The following is a 15990-nucleotide window of genomic DNA, read 5'->3' as shown; positions in this document are numbered from 1 at the left end:
TCGATGTGGCGGCCGACAGCCGTGCTCGTCGTCGCGCTGTGCCTCGTCCCGGTCGCGGAAGCGGCGGCCGGCGCCAACGGCTGCATCGAAATCCCGGTAGTCGGCGTGGACGGCGATGCCTCGTTCGCGAACCTGCAGACGCGCACGCCGATTCCGCTGCGCTCGGGTGAGCGCACGACGCGCTACGAGATCGGCGCGACCCTCGACCCCGGCACGCGCACGCTGCGCGCCAACCAGCGCGTGCATTGGCGCAACCGCAGCGCGGCCACGGTGTGCGCGCTGTACCTGCACCAGGACTTGAACGCCTTCGAAAGCCAGGGCACGCGCTACATGGCGCGACAGCGTGCGCGCGGGGCCGAGCCGGAGGTCGCGCAGGGCGAATGGGGCTACAGCCAGATCAGGTTCCTGCGCCAGGACGGGACGGACGCCGCGTGGACGTACGTGCAGACGGGCGACGTCCCGTCCACCGACCACAGCGTCGTGCGCATCGAGCTGCCGCGACCGGTGCCCCCGGGCGCGACCACCACCCTGGAATTGGGCTTTGATGCGCGCCTGCCCGGCGCCTGGGCGAGTTCGGGACGGGCGGGCAATTTCCACTTCGCCAGCGCCTGGTTCCCGCAGGTCGCCATGCTGCAGTTGCCCGGCGAGCGCGGCGCGCCTGCGCTGCGCTGGAACGCACCCGCGTTCGCCGGCAGCCTGGCCGATCGCGAACGCGCCGATTTCGACGTGCACATGGAAGTGCCCCCCGACTACGTCGCCGTGTCCAGCGGCCACACGCTCGACGTCGCGCGCACGCGCAACGGGCGTCGCAATTACCACTTCCTGCAGTACGGCGCGGCGACGCTGGCGTGGGCGGCCGACCGCAACTTTTTCGCCCAGCCGCTGGAGTATCCGTATGTCGCCGGCAACGGCAGCCCGGTGACGCTGCGCGTGTACTACCGCCCGGGCCAGGCCGCCACGGCGGTGCGCGTGCTGGGTTCGATGGCCGATGCCCTCGCCCGCTACACCGCGGCACTGGGCACATATCCGGCCAGCACCGTCAACGCAGTGGTCGCGCCGCGCAATGCCTCGACCCTAGCGGCGCAGTCCGTGCCCGGGCTGTTCGCGGTGCCGTCCGCGCCGCGCACGGATGCCGTCGAGGACATCGAACGGCACGTGGTCGCCGCGATCGGTTCGGCGTACCTGCCCGACAGCACCGACGACGATTTCCGCGCCGGGATCCAGCGCTACTGGGCCGATCGTTTCGTGCCCGCCCGCGAGGCCGATGCGAAACGGACCGGATGGCTGCACGCCCTGGTCGCACCGTGGCAGGCCGTGCTCGCGGCACAGCGCACGCGCGTGCGCGAACGCGACGACGACGAGGCCGCACGCGCGCGCTGGGTCGCGCGCGTGCTGCATGACCTGCAGTTGCGCGTGGGCACCGCGGCGATCGACCGCGCGTTCCGGGCCTGGCGCCACAGCGCGCGCGTGGGTTATCCCGATACGGGCCAGGTGCGCTGGTTGATGGCCGATGCCAGCGGCCGTGCGGAACCCTTCCTGCAGGCATTCGCGATCCTGGATGCCGGCCAGCCCGTCAACGACCGCATTGCCGGTTTCAGTAGCGTGGAACTGGTGCCGCAGGCCGGCTACGTGCTGCGCGACGGGTCACGGGTCGAGGTCAAGGCGGCCGACGTGCGTCAGGCGATCGACGATCGCCGGCGCCGGCGTGCGTCGCCCCGCACAGGAACGTTTGCGTATCGCACCGAAGTCGTGGTCCAGCGCGACGGTGCCATCGTGCCGCAGGCGCTGGCCGTCACCTTTGCCGACGGCAGCACCCGCACCGTCGAATGGAACGACGCGCGCAACCGCGTCCGCTTCCAGTGGACCACCCGGGCGCCTGCCGTATCGGCGGTGCTGGATCCGCAGCGGCAACGGCGACTCGATCGCAACCGCTTCGACGATGGCCGCACGCTGCGCGTGCAGGCCGGACCGGTGGCACGCTGGAGCGAGCAGATAGCCGGGCTGGTGCAGTTCGCGAGCACGTGGGTGGCGCAGCTGTGAATGCACAGGCCGCGCCGCGGATGCCGACCGACGCCACTGCGGGCTTCCGCGCGCCCGAGGAAACGCCGCCTGTTGCCGAAGCGATCGCGCCCCGCACCGGATGGAGCGCATTGCTGACCGGAGTACGCAGCGGCTTTCATCCGCAGGTGCTGCTGGCCTGGGTGGTGGCGCTGTGGCTCCCCACCGTGGCGGCGGCCTTGCCTGCGACACTCTGGTTGTACCTGCAGGCGGGACACTCGCCGCACGCCGCGGCCACCGCCGCTTCCGCCACGTTCCTCGCCGACGCGCTCGACGGCATGCCGGACGCAGGCGTCGTCCTCGGCGCCAGCACCGGCTTCGCCCTGCTGCTCGCGCTGCTGCTGTCGCCGTGGTTGAACGGAATGATCCTCGCGCAGGTCCGCAGTGGCGATCGCCTGCGCCTGGGCGCGACCCTGCGTGCCGGGCTCGCGGAGTATCCGCGCATGCTGCGGATGCTTGCCTGGTCGCTGCTGCTGGTGGGCATCGCGGTGGCGATCGGCTCGGCTGCGATCGTCGGCATCGAAGCGCTGGCGTTGCGTTTCGCCGCGACCGACGAGGGCCTGGTGCCGACGCCTGCCGGCTGGTTCCTGCCGGCGCTGCTGGCGCTGCTCGTCCACGCCACGATCGAGGCCGGGCGCGGGCAGCTCGGCGCCGACCCGGGCCTGCGTTCGGTCGTGGTGGCGTGGCGGCGCGGACTGGCGCTGCTGCTGCAGCGTCCCGGCGCGACCATGCTCGTCTACCTGGGCACCAGCGGCCTGGGCATCGGACTGGCGCTCGGCTTCCTGCGCATGCGCGCACTGCTCGATAGCGGGCACTGGCCGGGATGGCTGCTCGCCTGGGCCTGCGCGCAGCTCGCGGTGGCGGCGCTGGCCTGGGGCCGCAGCGCGCGCCTGCATGGCCTCGCCGACCTCGCCGCCGGCGCGCTGGCAGCACGCGCCGCCCAAGCAGCGGACCGCGGCGCAGGCGCAACGCGGATCGGCTGAGCGCGCCGTTTCGCCTTGGTGCAAACCAACGGCCCGCGCATCGCGACGGGCATGGCGATATCCTCGGGCAATCGCGGCTGTGCCGCCCATCCGAGATGTACAGACCACCATGCGCCTGCGTCCGCTTGCTTCCAGAGTCGCTCCATCCACTCTCGCCCTCGCCTTGCTGATCGCCACGTCCGCCTGCCAGAAACAGGAAACCCCTGCGCCCGCCGCCACGCCCGCTAGCACGCAGGCGTCCACGGCCGAAGCCGACGCCAGATTCGCCGATGTCTCCAAGCGCTGGCTCGATGGCTGGCTGGAGCAGCAGCCGGTCAGCGCCACCCAGACCGGCAAGCACGACTTCGACGACCGCATCGAGGACCTGAGCGCGGCCGGCCGGCAGAAGTTCGTCGATTTCAGCAAGCAGATGCTGACCGAAGTGGACGCCCTCGACGCCGCCAAGCTCTCGCGCGAGAACCAGGTCGACCTCGCCATTCTGCGCAACCAGATCCGCTACGACATCTGGCAGATGGAAACGCTGCAGAGCTGGGCGTGGGACCCGCAGGTCTACAACGGCCTCGCCGGCGGCGCGCTGTACACGCTGATGGCGCGCGACTTCGCGCCGATGCCGCAGCGCCTGAAGGCCGCCACCGCGCGCATGGAGAAGATCCCGGCGCTGTTCGCGCAGATGCGCGAGAACCTCGATCTGGCGCGCGTGCCGAAGATCCACGCCGAAACCGTGCAGAAGCAGAACGCCGGCATCACCAGCATCGTCGACGACATGATCCTGACGCATGCCGGCGAGCTCAGCGGCGACGATCGCAAGCGCCTGGAGACCGCGGCCGAGGCACTGAAGAAGGCCGTCGCCGAGAACCAGGCATGGCTCGACAAGACCCTGGTGCCCAACGCCAAGGGCGATTTCCGCATCGGCCAGAAGCTGTACGACGAGAAGCTGGCGTTCGCGCTGAACTCGCCGCTGACCCGCCAGGAAATCCGCACCCGCGCCGAGGCCGCGATCAAGCAGACCCGCGCCGAGATGTACGACATCGCGCGCAAGGTGCTGGCCGGCAAGCCGAGCGCGCCCAAGGAAATGCCCGACGCCCCCAGCGACGAGCAGCAGCAGAAGACGATCGAAGCGGCACTCGAACTGGCCTACGCCGATCGCCCGGCGCGCGACAAGGTCGTCGACCTCGCCAAGGCGGCCACCGCGCAGGCGACGAAGTTCGTGCAGGAGAAGCAGCTGGTCAGCGCGCCGGATTCGCCGGTGCAGATCATCCTGATGCCGGAGTTCCAACGCGGCGTCGCCGTTGCTTACTGCGACTCGCCCGGCCCGCTCGACAAGGGCTTGGATACGTTCTACGCGGTGTCGCCGATCCCGGATGACTGGGATGCCAAGCAGGTCGATTCGTTCCTGCGCGAATACAACACCCGCTCGATCCACGAGCTGAGCATCCACGAAGCGATGCCGGGCCACTACCTGCAGCTGTGGCACTCCAACAAGTACCCGTCGACGCTGCGCGCGGTGCTGGGCTCGGGCTCGTTCATCGAGGGCTGGGCGATGTACGGCGAGAAGGTCATGGCCGACGCCGGCTACATGGACAACGACCCGCTGATGCAGTTGATCCAGCGCAAGTGGGCGCTGCGCGCGATGGCCAACGCCATCCTCGACCAGGCCGTGCACGTCGATGGCATGAGCCGCGACGACGCGATGAAGCTGATGACGGTGACAACGTTCCAGCAGGAGCGCGAGGCTGCGGGCAAGTGGGTGCGCGCGTCGCTGACCTCGGCGCAGCTGCCGACCTACTTCGTCGGCTACAGCGAGCACATGGACCTGCGCAACGAGGTGCAGAAGCGCGAGGGTGACAAGTTCAACCTCAAGGCGTACCACGACAAGCTGCTGTCGTTCGGCTCGCCCCCGGGCCGCTTCGCCCGCGAGCTGATGCTGGACGAACCCATCAAGTGACCGCCGGTGGCGCGCCCCCGACCGGGGGGCGCGCCATTTGCCCGGTACCCGGAGCCTTCGCCGTTTCGTCAGGTAAGGCCTCCTGCCATTACGATTCACGGGCCCCTTCTCCGATCAGGCCCGCATGAGCCGCAAGCCCGCCCATCCCGACGACTGGTCCGGTTCCAGCGTGGCCGCCATCGACGGCATCCGCGTCGGCGTCGGCGGCTGGAATTTCGCGCCCTGGCGCAACAACTTCTATCCGGCCGGCCTGGTCCAGCGGCGCGAGCTCGAATACGCATCGCGGCACCTGAGCACGATCGAGATCAACGGCACCTACTACGGCGCGCAGCGCCCCGCGACGTACGCGAAATGGGCATCGGAAACGCCCGAGGGCTTCGTGTTTTCGCTCAAGGCGCCGATGCGCATCGTGCAGTCGCGCGTGCTGGCGAAGGCCGGCGGGCAGATCGACGACTTCCTCGGCGGCATCGCCTCGCTCGGCGACCGGCTCGGCCCGGTGGTCTGGCAGTTCGAGCGCAAACTGGAGCGCGAGGATTTCACCGCCTTCCTCGACCTGCTTCCCGCCGAAGTCGATGGCCGCCGCCTGCGCCACGTGCTCGACGTGCGCGACTCGGCCTTCGTCGACGCGCGTTTCATCGCGCTGATGCGCGAGCGCAACCTCGGCACGGTGTTCACCGACTCGCGCGAGTACCCCTCGTTCGCCGACCTGACCACCGATTTCGTGTACGCGCGCCTGATGCGTTCGCGCAGCGAGGTCGAGAGCGGCTACACCGCGGAGGAACTGGGGCATTGGGCGCAGCGCGCGCGGCTGTGGGCCCAAGGCCGGCATCCCGACGACCTGCCCTACATCTGCGCCAACGGCACGCCGCCGGCCGAACGCCGTGACGTCTATGTCTACTTCATCAGCGCGGCGAAGGAATGCAATCCGGCCGCGGCGATGGCGCTGATCCGGCAGTTGCAGGGCGCCGCGACCGGATAGTGCTGCGACAGGCCACAACGCGCCGCAGCGCGCTGGCGGACCACGACCACCCGGGGACGAACTTCGCGCCGCGCCTTCACCCGGGTGCGGCCTGCGGCCTTACCCGGGCTACCACGCCTACTCGACTACAACGCCCGGATCACCCGGCCGAGCGCACTTCGTAGTGCATGACCTGCGGCTCCAATTCGAGCAGGAAGCCTTCGTCCTCGGGGTAGTACTTCGCCTGGAGCAGGTCGTTGCCGCAGAAGGCGCGGATCGCGTCCTCGTCCTGCCAGTAGCTGACGGTGACGAAGTGCGCGATGTCGCCTTCGTCGCGGCGCAGGACCTGTGCGCCGAGGTTGCCGGGCGTGCCGCGGTAGTCGGGCATCGCCCGGTCGCCGAGGAAGGTCGCGTAGGCGTCGGCGCGATCCAGTGGGGTGGTGCCGTGCCAGAGTCGGGCGATCATGGCCGTGCTTCCTGGGAGGGCCGGTCGCGGGTCAGCGCGACGGTTGCTGGCTCATGGCCACGCTGCCGAGGATGAGCGCAGCCGAGATTGCCATCGTCCAGGTTAAGGCCTCGCCAAGCAGCAGCCACGCCCACGCCACGCCGAACACCGGGATCAGGTAGGTCACGGTCGAGGCGCGGCTGGCGCCAATGCGCGCGATCAGGCGGTAGTACATGACGAAGGCGACGCCGGTGCAGAGCACGCCGAGCATGCCCGCCGACAGCCACGACTGCAGCGGAATCGCGTGCTGCGGCCAGGTGGCGACGGCGAACGGCAGGGTGAGCAGGGTCGAGGCGCCCAGGGTCGCCGAAGCCACCGCGGCCGGCGGCAGGCCGGTGAGATGGCGGCGCACCAGGTTGATGCCGATGCCGTACAGGAACGACGCGGCGCTGCCCGCGACCACCGCCCAGCCGATGCTGGCGCCGGCGGTCTTGCCGCTGGCCAGCACCACCACGCCGGCGAAACCGGTGAACAGCGCAACCGCGCGCTTGGCGCCGATCTTCTCGCCGAAGAACAGGAAGCCGACCAGCGCGGTGAACAGCACGGTCATGGCGTTGGCGATCGCGCCGACGCCGGCCGGCGCGCGTTGCGCGGCCCACGCGAACAGCATGAACGGCACCGCCGAGTTGATCGCGCCGATCAGCCCGAGCTTGCCCCACAGCTTCGGCGACGCGAACTGCGCCCGCGCGCGCCACAGGAACGGCAACAGCACCAGCGCGCCCAGGCCGAGGCGCACTTCCACCAGCGGCATCGCACCGAAGTCCTTCGCGGCGACGCGCATGAACAGGAACGAGGCGCCCCAGATCGCGCCGAGGGCGGCCAGCTCCACCGGCGTCAGCCAGGCGTTGGTGCGGGCTCCGGACACTGGTCGGTCGGCGGCGAGCGTGTTCATGCGATCAGCCCTGGCTGTAGTTGAAGCGATGCGCCCGGCTCGCGGCTTCGCGCGCGGCGACCATCGCCGACGGGTCGAGGTTGAAGCCGATCAGGCGCACGCCGACGTCCGTGCGCGGCCTATGGCTGGTGCCCGGCAGGAAGCGCACGTAGGTGCCGGCGCCGTAGCGCGCGCGGCCTTCGATGACCTCGCCTTCGATCACGTAGTAATGCTCGCCGGTGTCGTGGTCGTCGACGTAGGGCCAGGTGCTGCCCGGCTCCATGTCCACCACCCACACGCGCACGCTGCCGTCGGAGGACAGGTCGCGGCGCGTGCAGCCCGCGCCGATGCGCACGGCGGGAATGTCGTCCACCAGCGCGGCTTGCACGGTGGAAACCGAAATCGCATCCAGTCGGCCCATGGCTCTATCCGTTGGCGATGGGCGCGCGGCGCCCGAGGGGGGAGGAGCACGACGGCGGCAGGCACGAGCCTGACGGTCGGCTGCGAGCAATTTCCGGCAGACGCGCAAGCGGCACAAGCGCATACTTTCGCCGACAGACACAAGCCAGATTTGAGGCTCGGAATGGCCCTTCGCGCAGACCTGCTCCCTGCCCTCGCGGCGTTCGAATCCGCGGCACGCCACCAGAACTTCGCCCATGCCGCGGAGGAGCTGCATCTCACCGCCAGCGCGGTCAGCCACCACGTGCGCAAGCTGGAAGCGCGCCTGGGCGTGACCCTGTTCCAGCGCCATGCGCGCGGCGTCTCGCTCACCGCCGAAGGCCGCCAACTCGCCGACGCGGCCGGAAGCGCGATGGCCGACATGGAAGGCGTCGTGCGCAGCCTTCGCATCGCGCGTTCCGAGCACGACCGCGTGCACATCACCACCCTGCACTCGCTCACCTACACCTGGCTGCAGCCGCGCCTGCCGCAGTTCGCCGCAATGCATCCCAACGTGCGGCTCACGATCGACACCGAGGTCGCGCTGACCCGTTTCGACGAGGGCGGGCCGGACCTCGGCATCCGCCACGGCCCCGGGCACTGGCCGGGCCTGACGTCGCACCACCTGATGGACGACTACCTGTTTCCGGTCGCGTCGCCGACGTTGCCGGGCGTGGACGCGGTGCGCGATGCCTCGGCAATCACGCGCCTGCCGCTGGTGTCCGACCTTGCGCGCCAGGGCTGGCACGACTGGCTGCGCGCCGCCGACGTGCACGGGGCCGCGGTGGAAGAGCGCTATCGCTTCACCGACAGTACGGCCGCGCTGAACGCCGCGGTGCACGGCCTGGGCGCCGCGCTGGCGCGCGACAAGATCGTCGCGCCGTATCTCGCCGCGGGCGTGCTGGTGCGCCTGCCCGGACCCGCGCTGAAGGCGCGCTGGGGTTACTACATCGTGTACCCCGCGCATAAACGCCTGAAGCCGGCCGCGCGCATGTTCGTCGACTGGCTGCTGGCGCAGCCGCGCGAAGACACCCACGCCTGATTGGCAGGGACCGCTACGGCTTGCGCTTGGCGCGCGGCTTCTTCGCCGGCTTGCGCCGCGCCGCCGCGATCGCGCGCTCCGCCCAGGGCCGCATCGCCTGCGGCGAATCCAGCGCCTCGTCGGGCAGCGACCAGTAGCTCAGGGTCAACGGCGCGCCTTTCATGTCGTAGACGAACGGCGCGCAACCCGCGGCCTCGAAGGCGCCCTGCGTCAGTGCGTCGGCCTTGAGGTACAGCGCCTCGTCGATGATCACGCCGATGATCATCCCGTCGAAATACAGGCCGTAGCCGCCGAACATCGCCCGCGCCGCGATCGGCCCGAGCGGCTCGAACAGGTCGCGCAGGTGTTCGACCAGGGCCTCGCTCATATCGCCGCGGCCTCCCACACCGCGGGCGGCACGCAGTTGTTGCGAGTCACGGTCGCCGGGTTACGGAGGGAAACAAGGCGGTTCATGGCATTTGCTCGAGCGCGGCGCGCAGGCCCGGCAACAGGCGTTCGCGGACCTGCGCATCATCCTGCTCCTGCACCAGCAGGTACAGCGCGGTGAGGAATGCCAGCACGTCGTGGCGCCGTGCCAGCCCGGCTTCGCTGGCGAAGGCCGCGTTCCAGTCGGGCAACGGCGCGGGCGCGGCGACGGTCTGCAGCCAGCGCTGCCAGTCGGCGGCGTCGTAGGGGCCGCGCTTGGCGATGAACAGGATGGGCCGCGCCAGGCGCAGCGATTCGCCGTGGACGTAGGCATGCGGTCGGGCGGGAACGACCTGCGCCGCCACCGCGTCGCGCAGTTGATCCAGCTGGCCGGCGTCGAGCGCGGGATTCAGGACCAGCTGCAGTGCGAAGTCGGCGCCGTGCGCGACGCCGTGCCGCCAGCCTTCCCCGTCGACGAAGCCGCGGTAGTCGCGCACGTCCCGCAGGTAAGCCGCCGCGGCATCCACCAGGCGCGCGCGCCGTGCGGGATCGAGCCACGGGCGGATGCGGTCGGTGCGCGCGATCTCCGACAGCACCAGCGCGGCGAACGGCCTGCGGAAGCCTTGCGGGTCCGGCGCGGTCAGCAGGGGCACGAGGCGATCGTGCAGGGTGGGCAGCGTCGCGTCGGACAGAAGTTGCCCGCGCATCCACGTGGACAATGCCTCGAAGCCGATGCCGTCGCGCAGCGCGGGATCGGGGTCGCCCAGGCAATCGACCAGCTCCACCGCCAGACGTTCGCGCTCCGACGTGTCCGCCACCACGAAGCCGCGCGCCTTCAACGCCTGCAACGCGGCGGCGTCATGGCCCGCCGGGGGACAGGCCGCGCCGGCCCAGGCGGCGGGAAACAGCCACAGCGCCAGCAGATTGCGCAAGACCATATGCACGCTATCTCTCCGACGACGTCACTCGCGCCGCGACTCTGCAAAACTAACGCATCCCCCCGCGAGCGGTCCCGGCAAACCATGGCGACGAGCGACACCCGCAAGACTTTCCTGCAGATCCACTTCTGCGTGGTGCTGTGGGGCTTCACCGCCATCCTCGGCAAGGCGATCTCGCTGCCGGCGTTGCCGCTGGTGTGGTGGCGCCTGCTTATCGTGGTCGCCGCGCTGGCGCTGGTGCCGCGGGTGTGGCGCGGCCTGCGGGCGATGCGACCGCGGCTGATGCTCGCCTATGCCGGGATCGGCGCCCTGGTGGCGCTGCACTGGCTCACCTTCTACGGCGCGATCAAGCTGTCCAACGCCTCGGTCGGCGCGACGTGCATCGCGCTGGGCACCGTGTTCGTGGCCATGATCGAGCCGTGGCTCACCGGCACGCGCTTCTCCAAGCGCGAACTGGCGCTCGGCGTGCTGGTGCTGCCCGGCGTGGTGCTGGTGGTGGGCGGCGTCCCGCATGGCATGCGCGCGGGCATCGCCGTCGGGGCGTTGTCGGCCCTGCTGGTCGCGATCTTCGGCTCGCTCAACAAGCGCCTGGTCGAACACGGCGATCCGCTCACCGTCACCGCGCTCGAGCTCGGCGCCGGTGCGCTGGTGCTCACCGCACTGGCCCCGCTGATGCCGATGATCTTCCCGAGCTTCGCCGGCGACCTGCTGGTCGTGCCAGGCACGCGCGACCTGCTGCTCCTGCTCGCCCTGTCGCTGGCCTGCACGCTGCTGCCGTTCACCCTGTCGCTGGTGGCGCTGCGCCACATGAGCGCATTCGCGCAGCAGCTGGCGGTGAACCTGGAGCCCGTGTACGCGATCGTGCTGGCGGTGCTGCTGCTCGGCGAGCAGCGCGAGCTGAGCGGGCAGTTCTACCTCGGCGTGGCGATCATCCTGGCGGCGGTCTTCATCCACCCGCTGCTGGGCCAGCCGCAGCGCCTGCAGCCGGAGCTGCTCGGCACCGCAGAGAGCAAGGGCGCGGCCGAGTAGGCGGGCGCGCAAGAAAACGGCAGCCCTTTCGGGCTGCCGCGGTGTTGCAACTCGTGGCGATCAGAACTTCTGCGAGAACTTGATCCCGAACGTGCGGGGCTGGTTGATCGAGGTGTAGATCTGTCCGTTCGGGTATTCCGGCACCACGCCGGAGGCACCGCAGACGAACTCCGAGCACAGGGTGAACTTGTTCAGTTCGGCCACCTCGTCGAACACGTTGTTGACGTAGAAGTCCAGGTTCCAGCTGTTCCTGCCGAAGCCGAACGACAGGTCCGCGACGTTGTACGCATCGAGGTTGCCGAACAGGTCGTTCTCGGCGATGCGCAGGTCGGAACGGCGCTCGCCGACATGCACGCCCGCCACCTGCCAGTAGGCGTCCATCGCGCCGACGTTGAAGTTGTAGCGCGCCGTCAGCGTGCCCTTGAACTTCGGCGTCACCGGCAGCTGCGTGCCGTTGGGCGCCTCGGGGTCCGCGCAGTCGGTCACGGGGTTGCCGTTCGCGTCGGTGAAGCCGCAGTAGTTCTCCGTCAGCTTGGCGTCGTAGAACGCCGCGCCGGCACCGATGTGCAGGTTGTAGGTCGCGGCCCAGTTGAGGTCCATTTCCAGGCCGTCGATGCGCGCCTGGTTGGCGTTCTTGATTTCGGTCAGGCCGTTGGCGCCGAGGATCGCGAACTGGAAGTCCTCCCACTCCTGGCGGAACACCGAACCGTTGAACACCACGCGGTTTTCCGCCCAGCTCGTCTTCCAGCCCAGCTCGTAGTTGGTCAGGTAGTCGGTGAGGTACGGCGGCAGCGTGCCGCGACGGTTGATGCCGCCCGGACGGTAACCCTCCGACCAGGTGCCGTAGATCATCTTGGTCGGCGTGATGTTCCAGGTCAGGTTGGCCTTGCCGAGGGTGCCGGTTTCCTTGACGTTCTTGTCGAACACCTTGCAAGGGGCGCCATTGAACGGCACCCAGCTGGCCGGATCCGGCCCGAACTGGTCGACGCAGACCTGTTCGCCGTAGGCGGCGCCGGGGAAGAAGCCCGCGCTGAAGCCGAAGAAGCCCTGCAGGCTGTTGTCGGCCCGGAAGTGGCGGGCGCCGACGGTACCGGTCAGCACGTCCGGGATGAAGTCGAACGACAGCTCGCCGAAGACCGCCTCGTCATGGTCCTCGCGCTCCTGCTTGGTCAGCCACAGCGTGTCGGGCCAGTTGTGGATCGACAGGTCGCTGGAGAAGTTGTCGATCTTGTAGCGCTGCTCGATGTCGTGCTTCTGGGTCTGCCAGAACAGGCCGGCGACGAAGCGCAGGCGGTTGTCGGAGGACGAGGCCAGGCGCAGTTCGTGGCTGTCCTTCTTGTAGCGGTCCTTGCCCACGATGTACTGCGACGGGTTGATCAGGTTGCCGCCGTCATCGGTGATGTACGCGCCGTAGCTGTACAGCGTGTCGTACCAGAACGAATAGTCGTTGTAGTCCGAGTCCACGTCGGTGTCGCGCTTGAGGTGCGCGAATGCGTAGGTCAGGTCGAAGTTGCCGATCTTGCCTTCGACGGTGAGCGCGGCCTGCCACCAGGTGTCCTCGGACTTTTCAGGGTAGAAGTGGGTGACCGCGTGCTCGCCCACTTGCGGATCGGTGTAGAAGACGCCGTTCTCGACCTGGCGCTGGCCCATCAGCCCGGGCGTGATGCTCCAGTTGTCGCCGAGGTCGACCTTCAGCGCCAGGCGGGCGCCGGTCGTGTCCATGTCGTTGTAGTCGTCCTTCGCGCGGCCATGGCATTCGAAGGACGGGCCCGGCACGCAGTCGCGGGCGTTGCTGATGGTGATGCCGGAGCTCGGGAAGGTGCGCTCGCCGGCCTTGTTGTCGATGAAACCGGCGTCGTGCTGGTGCCAGCCGACCAGGCGGATCGCCGCACTGTCGCTGAGCGGCGCGTTGAGGAAGCCCTCGGCCGAGTAGCCCATGCCGCCGTGGCTGACGCTGTTCGCCTCCAGGCTGTAGCCCGCCTCGAAGCCACCGGGATCGGGCTTGTTGGTGATGATGCGCAAGGCACCGGCTTGGGCGCTGGCGCCGTACAGGGTGCCCTGCGGGCCCGACAGCACTTCCACGCGCGCGATGTCGTACATGTGGATGTCGAGCGCGCCCTGGATCGTCGTGACCGGCTGCTCGTCGAGGTAGATGCCCACGCTCGGCAGCGGCCCGGAATGGTTGCCGTCGCCGCCGCTGGCCACGCCGCGCATGTACACCTGCGCGAAGCCAGGGCCGCCGCTGGTATAGGACACGCTGGGCAGGAACTTCACGTAGTCGTCGAAGTCGCTGACGTTGAGCTCTTCCAGCTGCTCGGTGCCCAGCACCTGGATGCTGATCGGCACCTTCTGCAGGTTTTCGGTGCGCTTCTGCGCGGTCACCGTGACCGCCTCCAGCGTGGCCGTCCTGTTCGGAGCCGGCGCCGCGGGTTGCGTCGTCGTCTGCTCCGGCTGCTGGTCGCTGGTCGCCGGCGGCGCGGCATCCTGCGCGTATGCGACGCCACTGACCGCGAGCCAGATCGCCGCGGTCAACGGCAAGCGGCTCAGGGCGCGGCGTGCACCGGTGGGTCCCACAGGTTTTCTCGATCGGTACATCGACTTCCCTCCCCGTTCTGGTTATGAGTCATTCGACTTGCGACTTCGTCTTGCAATGCGGACTGCTGTTGCGATTTCCGGTCTCAGTCCGGCCGTTCGGCAAATTCCGGTTCGGCGGGATAGGCGTCGAGCACCGGCCCCAGCGCCGCCTTGAGCGGCCCGAGCCACGGTTCGAAATGGCGCCAGTGGTCGACGCCCTCGCGGTAGATCGGCTGGCGCACCTGCTCCGAGCTGGCGGTGCGCACGGGCCGTTCGTTCTCGAAGAAGCGCAGGCACTGCGGCTCGAACGGCAGCCCGCAATAGTCCAGCAGGCGCCGCACCTCGCCTTCGGTGTCCTCGACCATGCGCTCGTAGACGACCCGATGGATGCGCCCGGGCAGGGCCGCATCGAAATGCGCCATGAGCTCGACGTAGTCGCGGTAGTAGCGCCCGATGTCGTCGAGGCTGTAGCTGAAACTCTGGCCGCGGGCGAAGTGCTGCTTGAAGCCCGAGAAGCAGCACGCCAGCGGATGCCGGCGCGCATCGATGATGCGCGCGTTGGGCAGCATCAGGTGGATCAGGCCGATGTGCATGAAGTTGTTCGGCATCTTGTCGATGAACAACGGTGCATCGGTCTTGCGCTGGATCCGCGTGTGCGCCAGGTATTGCTCGCCCAGGGCACGCAGCCCGTCCGCGTCCAGCGCGGCGACCACGTCGTGGTACGGCATGCCATGGCCCCCGCCCTGCGCGCGCAGCGCGCGGGTGATGGAGGTGATCTCCGGCAGCTCCATCGTGCCTTCGATCCGGCTGTGGCTGGACAGGATCTGTTCGAGCAGGGTCGAGCCGGAGCGCGGCAGGCCCACGATGAAGATCGGATCGCGCGCCGGGCTGCCGGCGCCGGCGCGTTGTGCGAAGAACTCGCCGGTGTACTGGCGGCGGATGTGCCGCACGCGCGCGGAGGTTTCGTCGGCGCTGTAGCGCAGCTGGCCGCGGCGGATCGCATTGCCGCGCTCGTAATGGCCGAAGGACTCCGCATGGTCGGCGGCGTCTTCGCGCGCCTTGCCCAGCGCGAACTCGAGGTGCAGGCGGTGCTCGTCGGCGAGGTCGGGGCGCAGCAGCTGTTGCCGCATCGCGCGCACGTCGTCCTCGCTGAAGCGGAAGGTCTTGAGGTTGGCCAGGCTCCACCAGGCTTCGCCCAGCGCGGGATCCATCTCGATGCTGCGACGGTAGGCGGCGATGGCGCGCTCGGTCTGCCCGGCGGTCTTGAGCGCATGGCCGAAGCTCATCCATACCTTCGGATTGAGCGGATAGCTGGACAGCAACTCGTCGTAGATCGCGATCGCCGGCACGTAGTCGCCGATGCGGCACAGGACCACGGCCTTGAGGTTGCGGTAGCCCAGGTTGGACGGATCGGCGGCGAGCAGGCGTTCGATCTGGGCCAGCGCCGCTTCGGGCTTGTTGGCCCGGTGCAGCATGAGCGCGTAGTTCTGCCGCGCGGCGTGGAAGCCGGGCGCGAGCTCCAGGCAGCGGGCCAATAGGTTCTCCGCGTCCTCGTGCCGGCCCAGTCGGGCGGCGAGCTCGGCGAACATGCGGATCGCCGCGACGTCGGTCGGCATCCGCCGCAGGTGTTCGCGCAGCAGCAGCTCGGCCTCGGGGATGCGGTTGTCGGCCAGCGCCGCGGCAGCCTTCAGCAGCGCCGGATCGCGGACCGAATGGCGTACGTGATTGGCGTAGGCGGCGTCGGCCGCGGCGGTGTCACCGGTTGCGGTCAGATGGTCGCCGAGGGCGAGCCAGGCGGTGGGCAGCTCCGGCTTCAGCGCGACAGCGCGACGCAGCGCGGCCAGGGCTTCGTCGCCGCGGCCCATGCGGCCGAGCGCGATGCCCAGTTCCAGTTGGATCCGCGCCGACTTCGGCTGCGCTTCTGCGAGCGCGAGCAGGATGTCCGCCGCCTCCTGCGAGTGGCCGCGCGCGTTGTGCGCGGTGGCCAGCAGCAGCCGCGCCACCGGATGATCCGGCACGACGCGCAGGATCTCGCTGGCCTGTGCACTGGCGAGGGCGGGATCGACGTCGAGCAGCCGCGATGCATGCGCCAGCGCCTGTTCGAGGGGCGCTGTTGGCTCGGGCTGCGGACTCGTCGACATCCAACCTCCTCGCTCAGGATCCATCCGGACGGCGCCATGCAGTTTTGCCGAACCTGTCCCGAAGCATCCCAAATCCCGCGATGCGCCGCCAGCGGCATTCGCC

Annotated in this window: 13 protein-coding genes; 6 read left to right on the top strand and 7 right to left on the bottom strand. The window is 69.4% G+C overall.

Going from position 1 to position 15990, the window contains the following annotated elements:
* The first annotated feature begins 3 nt into the window (after positions 1-3).
* From BP05_RS14315 to BP05_RS14300, 4 genes are all read left to right on the top strand, one after another.
* Entirely contained in the window at positions 4-2040 is a 2037-nt protein-coding gene (locus BP05_RS14315) for a gluzincin family metallopeptidase (protein WP_496364629.1), read from the top strand.
* Positions 2041-2060: 20 nt separating this feature from the next.
* Positions 2061-3041: a hypothetical protein gene (locus BP05_RS14310; RefSeq protein WP_496364628.1), complete on the top strand. Its 981-nt coding sequence runs from the start codon at positions 2061-2063 to the stop codon at positions 3039-3041.
* Positions 3042-3150: 109 nt separating this feature from the next.
* Positions 3151-4986, top strand: coding sequence for a DUF885 domain-containing protein (locus tag BP05_RS14305; RefSeq protein WP_496364626.1), 1836 nt, complete (start codon positions 3151-3153; stop codon positions 4984-4986).
* 124 nt (positions 4987-5110) lie between these two features.
* A complete protein-coding gene (locus BP05_RS14300; RefSeq protein ID WP_496364624.1) occupies positions 5111-5965 on the top strand; it encodes a DUF72 domain-containing protein in 855 nt (284 codons plus the stop codon).
* Positions 5966-6104: 139 nt separating this feature from the next.
* Here BP05_RS14300 and BP05_RS14295 read toward each other — a convergent pair whose 3' ends face one another.
* The 3 genes from BP05_RS14295 to BP05_RS14285 are packed head-to-tail and all read right to left on the bottom strand — an operon-like array spanning position 6105 to position 7741.
* Positions 6105-6410, bottom strand: a complete 306-nt coding sequence (locus BP05_RS14295) for an antibiotic biosynthesis monooxygenase family protein (RefSeq protein ID WP_496364622.1) — start codon at positions 6408-6410, stop codon at positions 6105-6107.
* A 31-nt stretch (positions 6411-6441) separates the two neighbouring features.
* Positions 6442-7341 (bottom strand): DMT family transporter, encoded by a 900-nt coding sequence (locus BP05_RS14290; protein WP_496364620.1) that lies wholly within the window; start codon positions 7339-7341, stop codon positions 6442-6444.
* A 4-nt stretch (positions 7342-7345) separates the two neighbouring features.
* The gene (locus BP05_RS14285; protein WP_496364618.1) at positions 7346-7741 is read right to left on the bottom strand and encodes a cupin domain-containing protein; all 396 of its coding nucleotides are present in this window, start codon (positions 7739-7741) and stop codon (positions 7346-7348) included.
* Positions 7742-7903: 162 nt separating this feature from the next.
* On the opposite strand from BP05_RS14285, the gene BP05_RS14280 reads away from it, so the two are divergent.
* Positions 7904-8800 carry a LysR substrate-binding domain-containing protein gene (locus tag BP05_RS14280; protein ID WP_496364616.1) on the top strand — a complete coding sequence of 299 codons (897 nt, stop codon included), beginning with the start codon at positions 7904-7906 and terminating at the stop codon, positions 8798-8800.
* A gap of 13 nt (positions 8801-8813) precedes the next feature.
* Here BP05_RS14280 and BP05_RS14275 read toward each other — a convergent pair whose 3' ends face one another.
* Together BP05_RS14275 and BP05_RS14270 are read right to left on the bottom strand one after the other, a co-directional pair.
* A complete protein-coding gene (locus BP05_RS14275) occupies positions 8814-9167 on the bottom strand; it encodes a TfoX/Sxy family protein (RefSeq protein WP_496364614.1) in 354 nt (117 codons plus the stop codon).
* 82 nt (positions 9168-9249) lie between these two features.
* Positions 9250-10143 (bottom strand): DUF2785 domain-containing protein, encoded by an 894-nt coding sequence (locus BP05_RS14270; protein WP_496364612.1) that lies wholly within the window; start codon positions 10141-10143, stop codon positions 9250-9252.
* An 84-nt stretch (positions 10144-10227) separates the two neighbouring features.
* Here BP05_RS14270 and BP05_RS14265 point away from each other — a divergent pair, with 84 nt between their 5' ends.
* Positions 10228-11172 (top strand): DMT family transporter, encoded by a 945-nt coding sequence (locus tag BP05_RS14265; RefSeq protein WP_496364610.1) that lies wholly within the window; start codon positions 10228-10230, stop codon positions 11170-11172.
* Positions 11173-11232: 60 nt separating this feature from the next.
* Here the strand turns inward: BP05_RS14265 and BP05_RS14260 are convergent, their stop codons facing one another.
* Together BP05_RS14260 and BP05_RS14255 are read right to left on the bottom strand one after the other, a co-directional pair.
* Positions 11233-13767, bottom strand: a complete 2535-nt coding sequence (locus BP05_RS14260) for a TonB-dependent receptor (RefSeq protein WP_496364608.1) — start codon at positions 13765-13767, stop codon at positions 11233-11235.
* Positions 13768-13850: 83 nt separating this feature from the next.
* Positions 13851-15887 (bottom strand): tetratricopeptide repeat-containing sulfotransferase family protein, encoded by a 2037-nt coding sequence (locus BP05_RS14255; RefSeq protein ID WP_496364606.1) that lies wholly within the window; start codon positions 15885-15887, stop codon positions 13851-13853.
* Positions 15888-15990 lie beyond the last annotated feature (103 nt).

The organism is Lysobacter oryzae DSM 21044 (assembly GCF_059568595.1).
The sequence above is the reverse complement of the archived record's forward strand: the minus strand, read 5'-3'. Positions and strand labels throughout refer to the sequence as shown.